This is a genomic window from Ideonella sp. WA131b (genome assembly GCA_023657425.1).
Lineage (GTDB): Bacteria > Pseudomonadota > Gammaproteobacteria > Burkholderiales > Burkholderiaceae_C > Rubrivivax.
Genome location: JAGTJW010000001.1, coordinates 1278018 through 1290098, shown reverse-complemented (window position 1 = coordinate 1290098; position 12081 = coordinate 1278018). Strand labels below are relative to the sequence as shown.

The 12081-nt window shown below is 66.2% G+C and carries 8 protein-coding genes; all 8 read left to right on the top strand.

Annotation, left to right across the window (positions count from 1 at the left end):
- Positions 1–110 precede the first annotated feature (110 nt).
- Positions 111–2363: an AAA family ATPase gene (locus KA711_05960; protein MCM0608531.1), complete on the top strand. Its 2253-nt coding sequence runs from the start codon at positions 111–113 to the stop codon at positions 2361–2363.
- On the top strand, positions 2360–4582 hold the full coding sequence (locus tag KA711_05955; protein ID MCM0608530.1) for a hypothetical protein: 2223 nt from the start codon (positions 2360–2362) through the stop codon (positions 4580–4582). The genes KA711_05960 and KA711_05955 overlap by 4 nt, the downstream gene beginning before the upstream one ends.
- A gap of 1147 nt (positions 4583–5729) precedes the next feature.
- Complete coding sequence (locus KA711_05950; GenBank protein ID MCM0608529.1) at positions 5730–6152, top strand: hypothetical protein; 423 nt, start codon at positions 5730–5732, stop codon at positions 6150–6152.
- Complete coding sequence (gene istA, locus KA711_05945) at positions 6145–7605, top strand: IS21 family transposase (GenBank protein ID MCM0608528.1); 1461 nt, start codon at positions 6145–6147, stop codon at positions 7603–7605. The genes KA711_05950 and istA overlap by 8 nt, the downstream gene beginning before the upstream one ends.
- 13 nt (positions 7606–7618) lie before the next feature.
- A complete protein-coding gene (istB, locus tag KA711_05940; GenBank protein ID MCM0608527.1) occupies positions 7619–8380 on the top strand; it encodes an IS21-like element helper ATPase IstB in 762 nt (253 codons plus the stop codon).
- Between the two features lie 119 nt (positions 8381–8499).
- Positions 8500–8655 (top strand): hypothetical protein, encoded by a 156-nt coding sequence (locus tag KA711_05935; GenBank protein MCM0608526.1) that lies wholly within the window; start codon positions 8500–8502, stop codon positions 8653–8655.
- A 337-nt stretch (positions 8656–8992) separates the two neighbouring features.
- The gene (locus KA711_05930; protein ID MCM0608525.1) at positions 8993–9745 is read left to right on the top strand and encodes a hypothetical protein; all 753 of its coding nucleotides are present in this window, start codon (positions 8993–8995) and stop codon (positions 9743–9745) included.
- A gap of 427 nt (positions 9746–10172) precedes the next feature.
- Positions 10173–12080, top strand: coding sequence for a phosphoenolpyruvate carboxykinase (GTP) (locus KA711_05925; protein ID MCM0608524.1), 1908 nt, complete (start codon positions 10173–10175; stop codon positions 12078–12080).
- Position 12081 lies beyond the last annotated feature (1 nt).

The window sequence follows — 12081 nt, the reverse complement described above, 5'->3', positions numbered from 1 at the left end:
TCTCTGTCCCGACAAGCTCCCAGGACATCACGACACCCACCCTCGCTGTCGCTGCGATCAGCACGGTTCACGGGCAGTCGATAGAGACTGCTACAGACGCGGACATCACCGTGGCCACGAATGCGCCGCCAGCTCCGTCTGTTTCCGAGAGCGACCTGGTACACGCCGCTCGGGAGCTGTGGGAGGCTCACGCCCTGTGCAAGGCGCGGGCCGAGCGGATGCTGCGCTTGGAAGACGGTGAGAGGAAACTCGCCGACGCGCGGGCGGCGCTCGCGAAGGACCGCGAGGATCTCGACAGTACGCTTGCCTCGCTCGCCGGACGTGAGGCTGCAGCCAAGGCAGCCGAAGACGAACTCCGGGTACGCGAAGACGCCTTGCGGGTTGCGACGCTCAACGCCGAAGCCGGCTTTGCAAAGGAGCGGCGCAAGTCTCTGACACTCCTGGAGGAAGAGGCCGAGGTTCTGCGAAAGTCCATGTCTGAGGCTCGAAAGACCATTGCCGATGAACGAGCCAGATGGGACGAGGAGTGGCGGAATGCCGAAGCGGCAGGCAGGGCTCGGATTGACGAGCTTCGTGGTCAGTGGGAAACCGAGCACGGCGAGGCCGCGCAACGGCTCGACGCCGAGAGGCGACAGGTCGAGGCCGATTTTTCCAGGCAGCGCGCGGAACTGAAGACGCAGCGTGCGCATCTGGATGTCGTTGAGGACATTCTTCGCGAGGATCGCGAGGCGTTCGACGCAAGGGTTGCTCAACGGGCCAGCGCAGCGCAGGAGCAGGCGCAGGCAAGGATCCGTGACCTGGAAGCGCGGCTGGAAGAGGCTCGCAGAGAGCGGGATGACCTCTATGGCCAACTCCGGGAACGTGAAGACGCCGTGCGCGCCCTGGGTAACAGGCCTCTGGAGGAGATCAAGCGGGAGCTCGACGCGCTCCGCAAGGAGAACAAGTCACTTCAGGATCGCCTAGCGGAACAACCCAGTGCGGGCGCCATGGACCGGTTGCAGGAACTTGAGCAGGCCCGCGAAGAGTGGGAAGCCGACCGCGCTCGCCTGTCGCAGGAGCTTCTGTCCAGCCGCGCGGCAACGGCTCGATCGGCGATCGCGGTGACGGAGCTCGAATCGCTCCGGGATCAGAAGGCTGCCCTTGAGAGCAGTCGGGATCTTCTGCAGGCTGCCCTGGAAGAACTGCGAAAGGACGTCGATGAGCGTATCCGCAGGTCGGACGGTGTCAGCCCGTTCCCGTCTTGCAGCCAGATGGACGAGGACGACGATCTGCAGAGCACCGTTTCCGCGCTGGATGAGATCGACAACCTGGCCGACTTCTGCGTCGAACTGCAGCAGCGAGTCGCACTCGATCCGGCCTCCGGCAAGGAGCTCTACTACTCGCTTTCCGACATCCGTTGCTTCCTCGCCGGAATGGCCTCGAGCCGCCTGCATCTTCTCCAAGGCATCAGCGGCACCGGCAAGACCAGTCTGCCATTGGCGTTTGCGCGGGCGCTTGGGGCTGGTTCGGCGCTCATCGAGGTGCAGGCGGGGTGGCGGGATCGACAGGATCTGATCGGGCACTTCAACGCGTTCGAGCGGCGCTTCTACGAGTCGGAGTTCCTGCAGGCGCTTTATCGCGCGCAATGCCCGCGCTATGCAGACCTGCCGTTCATCGTGGTGCTCGACGAGATGAACCTCTCGCATCCGGAGCAGTACTTTGCCGATCTGCTGTCGGCGCTCGAGCAGGATCCGCAGTACCAGAAGCTCGATCTGATGACGGCTGCCGTCGATCCGGCACCGGCGCTGCTGCGCGATGGGCGAACGCTGCCGCTACCTCAGAACGTCTGGTTCGTGGGAACGGCCAATCACGACGAGACGACCAAGGACTTCGCAGACAAGACGTACGACCGCGCCCACGTGATGGAACTGCCGCGTCACCGCGAGTCGTTCAAGCCGAAGCGGCTGCGCGCTCGTGCACCTGTCGCCATGACGGGCCTCCAAGCTGCGTTCTCGGCAGCGCAGACCACGCACCAGCGCAAGGCCGCCGAGGCCTATCGGTTCCTCGATGATCGGTTCGCTGACGTTCTCGGCAAGCGATTCAGGGTGGGCTGGGGCAACCGCCTGGAGCGGCAGATGATGACGTTCGTACCGGTCGTGCTGGCCGCAGGGGGCAGCGTGGCAGAGGCAGTAGACCATGTCCTCGCGACCAAGCTTCTGAGGAAGATCCGAGATCGCCACGACACGCGGCCGGATGACCTGGAGGTCCTTCGCACCGCGTTGGACGACGCCTGGCCGGTCCTGCGTTCGGAGGACAAGCCCGAGAAGTCGATGGGCATCGTTCAGTCCGAGTTGCGTCGTCTGGGTGCCGACGAAGCGGCATGACCCTGCACCTGATCGATCGAGTGACGGGAGAAGCCCGTGAGGCCAGTCCCGGTTCGGCCGTCCTGGGGCGCTACCTGGTCCAGCCTGAGGGCAACCTGCCGCTCTTTCTGAACTCGGTCCCGGTCCGAGAGCCTGCTTACTTCGTCCCCGATCTTCGCGGGCAGTGGCAACTGCTGGCGGCAGGCGGTGAGCGTCTGCAGGGTGCCATCCCGCGATCGCAGCTTCTCGATGACCTGGACATCAAGAGCATCGTCGATGTCGGAAGCAGCGTCCGCCGGGTCATCCAGGAGGGTGGCACGTGGCTGGACCTTCTCTCGGTCTCGCCGCTGGTCCCCGGATTGTCGGAGCGCGCGGACCTGCAGGAATTCGAACTGCTGCTTGCGGACCAACTCGGTCACCTGACCGAGGTGTGCCAGAGACCTCGCACACACCTGCGCATCGACGTCGAGCGGACCGCGGTCAGTCGCGCACGCCGATTGGCTACACAGGCTGCCGGGTATCTGGCTTCGCACACCGAGGACTGGGACCGACCGACGTTGCGAGCGGTCATCCCCAAGCGCGTTCTCGCTCTCGTGAGAGAGGAGCAATTCGACATCTACGAGAATCGCGTGGCGGTGCGGCTCGTAGACCACCTTGATGCCTACCTGTCCCGCAGGGTGAGCGAGGTGGCAAAGCTGGTGCGGCTCTTCAGCGAGGCCGAAGACTACAGCTCATCAGCCTCATTGGGTTCGCATTGGCGGCAGAAGCGGGTGTTCCAGCTGTGGGGGGCGTCCCTCGATGCCGGCGAAGCGCGCAGGAAGGCCGAGCGTACCCTCGAAAAGCTGAAGTTCCTCAAGTACTCGGTGGCAGGACTGATGGACTCAACCCTGTACAAGGAAGTCCCGCGGCGGGCGTTCGTGAGCACGACGCTCAAGATGACGAACATCCTCGCGAACGATGTTCACTATCGACGGGTTTCGGAGCTTTGGCTGGCCTGGGCGCGGCTCGGTCTCGAGCAGACTCCACGGCCTGAGGAGTACTTCCAGGCGATGCAGGACCTTTGCAGGGGGTTCGACTTGTTCGCACTGCTGCTGGTCATCCGCGCCCTAGAACAGCTCCAACTCGAACCCGAGGATTTGGAGGAGTCGCTCGAACGAGGCAAGGTGAGCCTCATCGGGCAGGGCGGGCGGGCCGAGCTTTCGTGGTCTGAGACCGAGGGTACCTTGCGGCTGGATGTGCCCGGTGCAAGACCAGTGCGCTTCGTGCCGATCGCGGCTTCGATGGGCAGGCTGGGTGAGGATGCTCTCCGTTCGGTGATCGCTGACGCGGACCTCGCGGCGAGTCATGGCGAACAGGTGGTGCTTCTGCATCCCAGCCTGTCGACCGACCATAGCGGTGAAGATGCCTTTAGGCAGCTCCGGTCGCGCTTGCACGCTCTGCCACACGAGGTGGCGTGCCAGGGACGGGAGCGGGCGGGATTTCTGTCGGTTTCGCCGTGGGATCTGTCGAGTGTCGAACGCGTTGCCCGTGAGCTGCGCTGGGTCATCACCGGATCGAAGTTCCTTGCGTACCCGCCGGAACTTGGCGAGTCACCACTGCCCGGCGTATGCGACGGAGCTCCCTGGCTGGAGGTGTCAGGCGGGAATGTGCTCATTCGGCGGGCGCCGCAGCCGCAGGAGCAGTTGAACTTGCCCCAACGACTTGCCGCGGAGCAAGCTCGCCTGGCCACCTTGCGGGCCGATCATGTGGCCGTTTCGGAGCAACTGCACCTTGCAGTCAGAGATCGAGGACCCAGCGGTCAATTCAACGCCAAGAAGAAGGAGCTCAAAGCGCTGATCACCAAGTCCGAGGAGTCGATTCGAAAGCTCCAGGTCTTCGCGGAGAAGCTGGAGCAGGGCATCGGCATGGTGAATGCGCTGTTGACCTGTCCAACCTGCGGCGTGGCCTGCGACAGTCGGCGCGACTTCACGCTTGGCCAAGGCCGTCGATTCTCGTGCCAGTGCCCGAGCTGCTCTACGTCGTGGGGGACAGAGATCTGTCCGACCTGCAAGGCGTGGATGCCGACGCTACTGCCCTCGGTCAAGAATCTGGAAGAGCTAGGCTCCCAGCCGGGATGGGTGGATCGCTACCTCGGGGCCGACGTCTTGGCAGTGCCTTGGTTCGACGGGAACGGGGTTCGGGGCTTCATCTGTCATGTCTGCGGTCACGGTGATTTGGGCCACGAAGCGGAGACCCCATAGTGGGCCGGCCGCACGGCAGCAGCAAGGGCAAGTTTCCGGCTGGAAGTCGTTTCGTGATCGGGACTTTGGAACTCCGGCGCCGGTATGTCAAATAGGTGCTGGAAACCTGCAGCAGCGCCTGCGTCACCGCCTTCGCGGCGGGTGGGCGGCGCTACCTGGGCCGGAGTGAGAGGCTTGAGCTTGGGCTGCACTGTGCGGGCGCATCGATGCGCGAGTGGCGGCTCGACGCCAATGCGAGGCACGCAGCGCTCCTGGAACGCAAAGGGGTCGCCCGGGGTTGATCGAAGCCGAGTGGCCACCTCCAACAGCGAGATCCTCATGCCCGGAACGGCTGCACTGCTCGACTCAGGACTCGTCACCGATCTTTGGGGTCACTGAACGGGCGCAACCACTACGCTATGCAGCGGCTGCACTGGGGGGATGCGGAGCCCAGACTCAACGGGCGCACGCAGGCGCTCTGGCGCGGCGTGTGTGGGCGCCGGCTTGAATTTGTCTTCTTTCAGCCGGTCTGAACGTGCGTGTTCTTGCTGATCCGTCTTCTTCGGATCACCGTCTCTGACGGTCTTCTTCAGCTCCGTTCTCCTTCTTCTTCAGACTCTGCGCCGACGAGTGTTCGCTCGAGGTGGTTGTCGCGCTCGACGGGTTCGTTGGGGAGCGACGATGGCCAAGGCGGGACAGCGCAAGTGCATGTCGTGCGGGGAGTTTTTCCTCCCCGACCATCGCAGCGGTGAACGTCAGCGCTACTGCTGCGCCGTCGATTGCCGGCGCGCGAGCAAGGCAGCCAGCCAGGCCGCCTGGTTGTCCAAGCCATCCAACCGCGACTACTTCAGCGGCCCCGTGCACGTCGCCCGCGTCCAGGCTTGGCGCGCCGCGCATCCCGGCTACAGCTGCGACCGGGTGCGCCCGCCGCGGGCGTTACAAGATCTCTTGCCGCTGCAAGTGCCTGATTCGATTGAGGAATCGGCCAATCGTGTCGAGGCTCCCGGGGCGCCCCCGACCGTGGCGTTACAAGATCTCTTGATCGCCGAATCGCCTTTGCTGGCGGGGCTTGTGGCCCATCTGTTCCAGCCGGCGCTACAAGATGACATGGCCAGCACCACCCGGCGCCTCGTACAACTTGGGCGCGACGTGATCAACGGGAGGTGCGGTGAAGGCCATCAAGCAGCTACTTCGGCCCGAGCGGCTGCGCCAGGTCCCCGAGCAGTTCAGCTGGGTTGACCAGGCGCTCGTGCAGCAGCACTTCATCGACCGCTGTGAGGCCCGCTCGGCGGCGCTGTACCTGTTCCTGGTCACGGTGTCCGATGCCCAGGGCCTGAGCTACTACGGCTCGGCCACGCTCGCCCGGCGGCTGCACCTGAGTGACGAGCAGTTCGCCGCGGCACGCCAGCAGCTCATCGAGCTGGATCTCATCGCCTATCGCTCGCCGCTGTACCAGGTGCTGGCCCTGCCGGGGACCGTGGCGGCGCAGCGCCCGGCGCCGCGTCCACCGGGCGTTGCCGGGGCCAACACCGGCGGCCAGCCCGTGAGCCTGGCCGCGCTGCTGCAGCAGGCTCGAGCGCGCCGTGGTTGACTACGAGACCTACTGCCGCATCCGTGACCACCTGGTGCGCCAGCAACTCACGGTGGCGCAGACCGCGCGAGCGCTGGGCCTGGATGTACGCACCGTCGCCCGGTGGGCGCAGGCCGAACAGTTCCGAGCGCGCAAGGCCGTGCTGCGCGCCAGCAAGCTCGACGCCTTCAAGGGCCAGATCGTGCGCTGGCTCGACGCCCACCCGTACAGCGCCCAGCAGATCTACCAGCGGCTGCTCGAGGCCGGCTACGGCGGCGGCATCACCATCGTCAAGGACTACGTGCACCGCATCCGCCCGCGACAGCGGCCGGCCTTCCTCAAGCTGGACTTCGAGCCGGGCGAGTGCGCGCAGCTCGACTGGGGTGAGTTCGGCACCGTCGCCGTGGGCAACACGCGCCGGCGCCTGAGCTTCTTCGTGATGGTGCTGTGCTACAGCCGGCGCATGTACCTGGAGTTCACCGTGTCGCAGGAGATGGAGTTCTTCCTGGCCTGCCACGAGAACGCCTTCGCCGCCTTCGGTTCAGTGCCCGCGCGGCTGATGGTCGACAACCTGAAGTCCGCCGTGCTCAAGCGCCTGGTCGGTGAGGCGCCGGTGTTCAACCCCAAGTACCTCGACTTCTCGCGCCATTGGGGCTTCCAGATCACCCCCTGCAACGTGGCTTCGGGTTGGGAGAAGGGACGCGTGGAGAACGGCGTGGGTTACGTGAAGAAGAACTTCCTGGCCGGCCAGGAGTTCATCGACTTCAGCGCCGTGCAGCCCGCCGCGCAGCTGTGGGTGGACACGGTGGCCGACGTGCGCGTGCACGGCGCCACCCAGCGCCGACCCGTGGACATGTTCGAGGAAGAGCGCGCCCGCCTCAAGCGGCTCAACCCCGTCGGGTTCGACCTCGCACGCGTGCGCACGGCAAGCGTCAACAAGCAGTTCCGCGTCGCGCTGGACTCCAACACCTACTCCGTGCCCTCGCGCCATGTGGGTCAACGCCTGACCCTGAAGGCCTGGGCCGACCGCTTGTGCATCTATGCCCACGACCAACTCGTCGCGCTCCACGCGCGAAGCATGCAGCGCAACAAGGACTTCGAGCTTGCCGAGCACGCCCAGCAACTCGCCCAGCAGCGCAAGAGCGCCCGCGAGCAACGCCTGCTGGTGCAGTTCCTGGCCCTGTCGCCGCGCGCCCAAGCCTACCGCGAGGGCCTGGAGGCCCGGCGTGTGAACGCCCGGGTGCACCTGCGCCAGATCCTCGCCCTGGCCGAGATGCACGGCCGCGAGGCCGTCGAGCGCGCCATCGACGACGGTCTGGAGCTGCAGGCCTTCAGCGCCGAGTACATCGCCCACATCCTGGCCGCGCGCCGGCGCATCGGGGCCGAGCCCGCCGCCCTGCAGCTCACCCGCAGTGCCGACCTGCTCGACATCGAGATCCCCGCGCCCGACCTGTCCATCTACGACCGTGAGTGAAGGAGCGACAACCATGCGAGCACGCCACGCCCACCCCGATGCCCTGTCCGCGCAGGCCAAGCTCACCGCGCTGAACCTGCCGTTCATGCGCGAGAACTACCAGCCACTGGCCAAGGCCGCCGCCGACAAGCAGTGGTCGCACTTGGCCTACTTCGCCGAGCTGCTCAACGGCGAGGCCGCCCAGCGCGAGGACCGACGCGTGCAGCGCTGCATCCGCCAGGCCCGCTTCCCCGTGCTCAAGACCATCGACAAGTTCGACTGGAACTGGCCCACCAAGATCAACCGGCCGCAGATACAGAACCTGTTCCACCTGGACTTCGTGGCCCGGCACGCCAACGTGGTGTTCATCTCCGGCGTCGGCCTGGGCAAGAGCCACTTGATGACGGCCCTGGGCTATGCAGCGTGCCAGCGCGGGCACTCGGTGCTGTTCACCGGCGCCATCGACATCATCAACACGCTGGCCACCGCGCAGGCCGCCGGCGGCCTCAAGCGGGCGCTGGCAGCCTACGTCAAGCCCGAGGTGCTGTGCATCGACGAGCTGGGCTACCTGCCCATCGACAAGTTCGGCGCCGACTGCCTGTTCCAGATCATCAGCCACCGCTACGAGCGCGGCACCACGCTGTTGACAACGAATCGCCCGTACAAGCAATGGGCCGGGATCTTCAACAACGACGCGACCCTGGCCTCGGCACTCCTGGACAGGCTGCTGCACCACGTCGAGACCGTCGTGATCGAAGGCAAGAGCTACCGCGGCCAGTCACACGCCGAGATCTGAAGCACGCCGGCATCCACTGCGTGCCGCGTCAGCGCCGGCATCACGCCACTCCCTCCGCGATCCCCTCAGCATTTCGAAACCGGCCAGAACTCAACACGTTCGCACCGGCGCCCACAGGCGTGTTCGGGAACACCGACAACTGGATCGATGATTCGGCCGATCGTGCACTGCGCGTCGTCGAGTTCGAGGGGCTGGACGTGCGACTGGTCAGCTTCCGCGCCGACCATCCGTCCTTCGTCCGGGCTGCTGGGCGGTGGGCGAAGGGGCCGGGCTGAGTCGATGTTCAGCGCACCTCCGCCGGAACAACCATCGGCATTCAGGAGGTAGCCAAGGCGGTAGGTCACGAACTCGAAGGTCGTCGGGACCAGGCCGCGTGCGAGCCGCTGCCCTGTCACCCGCCCGCTGCCGTTGAGCTCTTCGGCGCCTTCATCGCGTCACCTAGCTGTCGGCTTTCGCGCGACGGCGTCGCCGGGCCTACGATGAAGTCCTGCAGACTCACCTGGTGAGCCATGTAGAGCCGAAGATGGCTGGATCGACCAAGCAAGATCACCACGCTGATATCTGCGAGCGGTTCGGTGAACGTCCCAGTCACACCACCAAGAAGGCAAGACCATGACCATCGTCAGCGGGGTTCGAATCGTGGCCGCGCCTTGCTGCGGTGCGCGCTATGCCGTTCCCAGATACCTCTCGGTCAACTTCATGGCCTCCCGGTACTGGACGGACGGCTGGCGTGAAGGCTCGCTCATGCCGAATGACGAGGGGCTTCGCCGCTGCCAGTGCGGGCGGTTCGTCCTGATGAAGGCCCTGGTCAAGATCGGCACAGCGGAAACCAGCGACCTGCCCGACATCGATGGCTTGCCGGACGACCTGGTGCCGGAGTGCGTCGCAGCGGCTGACAGCGAGGACCTGGAGGTCGCCGCAAGGCTGACGTACTGGCGCCGGCTCAACCACCCCTACAGGCAAGAGTACCGTCAGCACCGGAAAGTGGAAGAGGCGGCCACGAAGGCCGCTTGGGAAGCGGCCAACCCCGATCGCAGGACGTGGTGGGACAGGTTTCGCCGGCACAAGCCGCCCAGCTACACCAGACCCGCAGACAGTCCTTTCACGTTCGCGGCCTACGAGCCCACGGACGAGCAGCGTCAGAACATGAAGCGGCTGAGCGAGCTCTTGCTGAAGCGGGGGGTGGCATCCCGGCGTGGGCTCGGCGCCCTGACGCTGGCCGAGCTGTACCGCGAGCAGGGAAGGTTCGATGAGGCTCAGGGGATCATCCGGTCTACTGGGAATGATGAGGAGGGCTCGTTCGGCAACCTCATCGCCAAACTGATCCAAGAAAAGCAACCGGCGCCGCTGTGCTACAGGATCTGACCGACTTGCCTGCGGTTCCAATGATGTTTGGAGTTCACGGCCCTTCAGCGCAGCGTCGAACGAAAGCACCGAAGACCGGCCTCGACCAAGTTGTGGCGCAGCGTAGGTTCTCCGGGAGAAGCGACGGGGGGGCTCTCTTGAGTGCTTCTCCCCGTGGGCAGTCTCCGACAATAGACCGCCGAGCCTTGTCATCGACATTTCGACGCGGGCGCGGTACAGCCCGCGCGGCGTCGGCTCGTGCCGTCTCGCGTCGAGCGGCTTGCATCAAGCCATGCGGATATTGCATGGGACCCCGCCCCCAGGCGGTTACGGGCTGATTACAGTGGTCCGACAATCCCCGGCCCTGCCGCCATGGGGCGAGCGTCGCGCGCGACGCTCGCCCCATGCCGGTTACCCGTTTCCTCACTTCCGCATGATTGGATCCCCCATGAACCGTCCCGCGATGGAAGGGCTGCGCCTGAACGTGCCCACGCACGTCCGGCATGCCCGCCTCGTCGAGTGGGTGGCGCAGATTGCCGCGCTCACCGAATGTGACCGCGTGCACTGGTGCGACGGCAGCGCCGAGGAGTACCAGCGCCTGACCGAGCAGCTCGTGGCCGCCGGTACCCTGATGAAACTCGATCCGGTGAAACGCCCGCGCAGCTTCCTGGCGCGCAGCGACGCGTCCGACGTGGCCCGGGTGGAGGACCGCACCTTCATCTGCAGCGCCCACAAGGACGACGCCGGCCCCACCAACAACTGGATGGACCCGCGCGAGATGCGCGAGATGCTGCAGACCGGCCGGCCCGACGGAACCCCGGCCCTGTTCAAGGGCGCCATGCGCGGCCGCACGATGTACGTCGTGCCCTTCAGCATGGGCCCGCTGGGCAGTCACATCGCCCACATCGGCGTCGAGCTCACCGACAGCGCCTACGTGGCCGTGAGCATGCGCACGATGACGCGCATGGGCCGCGGCGCGCTCGACGTGCTGGGCGCCGATGGCGACTTCGTGCCCTGCGTGCACACCGTGGGCACGCCCCTGGTGGATTCGGAAGGCAAGGGGCAGAAAGACGTGCCCTGGCCCTGCAACCCCACCAAGTACATCGTCCACTACCCCGAGACGCGCGAGATCTGGAGCTACGGCTCGGGCTACGGCGGCAACGCGCTGCTGGGCAAGAAGTGCTTCGCGCTGCGGATTGCGTCAACGATGGGCCGCGCCCAGGGCTGGCTGGCCGAGCACATGCTGATCCTCGGCGTCACCACGCCCGCGGGCCAGAAGTACCACGTGGCCGCCGCCTTCCCCAGCGCCTGCGGCAAGACCAACTTCAGCATGCTCGTGCCGCCCGCCGGCTACGAGGGCTGGAAGGTCACGACCATCGGCGACGACATCGCCTGGATCAAGCCACACGCCGACGGCCGCCTGTACGCCATCAACCCCGAGGCCGGCTACTTCGGCGTCGCGCCCGGCACCAACGACCACACCAACCCCAACTGCATGGCGTCCCTCAAGAGCGACACGGTCTTCACGAACGTGGCGCTCACCGAAGACGGCGACGTCTGGTGGGAGGGCATGACTGACACGCCCCCCGCGCACCTGATCGACTGGCAAGGCCGGGACTGGACACCGGCCCTCGCCAAGGAGGCCGGCGAGAACGGCAAGCCCAGACCGGCGGCACACCCCAACGCCCGCTTCACCGTGGCCGCCACCGCCAACCCGGTGCTCGACCCCGAGTGGGACAACCCCGAGGGCGTGGCGATCGACGCCTTCATCTTCGGCGGCCGGCGCAGCACCACGGTGCCGCTGGTGACGGAAGCGCGCACCTGGGTCGAGGGCGTGTACATGGCCGCCACCATGGGCAGCGAGACCACCGCCGCCATGGCCGGCGGCAACGGCGCCGTGCGCCGCGACCCCTTCGCCATGCTGCCCTTCGTGGGCTACCACATGGCCGACTACGTGCAGCATTGGCTCAGCCTGGGCGAAAAGCTCGCCGCCGGTGGCGCCCGGCTGCCCAAGATCTACTGCGTCAACTGGTTCCGCAAGGGGGCCGACGGCAGCTTCGTGTGGCCCGGCTATGGCGAGAACATGCGGGTGCTGGAGTGGCTGGTCGGCCGCGTCGAGGGCACGGCGCAGGGTGCCGACAACGTGTTCGGCACCAGCCCGCGCTTCGAAGACCTGCGCTGGGACGGGCTGGCGTTCACGCGCGAGCAGTTCGCCGCCGTGATCGGCATCGACAAGGCCGCCTGGCAGCAGGAGCTCACGCTGCACGCCGAGCTGTTCAAGCAGCTCGAGAGCAAGCTGCCGGCGGCGCTGCCGGCCACCAAGGCGCAGATCGAGGCGCGGCTCGAGCAGCTCTGAC

Bases quoted from the DNA above. Each gene is read 5' to 3' on its own strand.
- KA711_05955 (MCM0608530.1), top strand. From the start codon at position 2,360: ATGACCCTGCACCTGATCGATCGAGTGACGGGAGAAGCCCGTGAGGCC.
- istB (MCM0608527.1), top strand. From the start codon at position 7,619: ATGCGAGCACGCCACGCCCACCCCGATGCCCTGTCCGCGCAGGCCAAG.
- KA711_05930 (MCM0608525.1), top strand. From the start codon at position 8,993: ATGACCATCGTCAGCGGGGTTCGAATCGTGGCCGCGCCTTGCTGCGGT.
- KA711_05925 (MCM0608524.1), top strand. From the start codon at position 10,173: ATGAACCGTCCCGCGATGGAAGGGCTGCGCCTGAACGTGCCCACGCAC.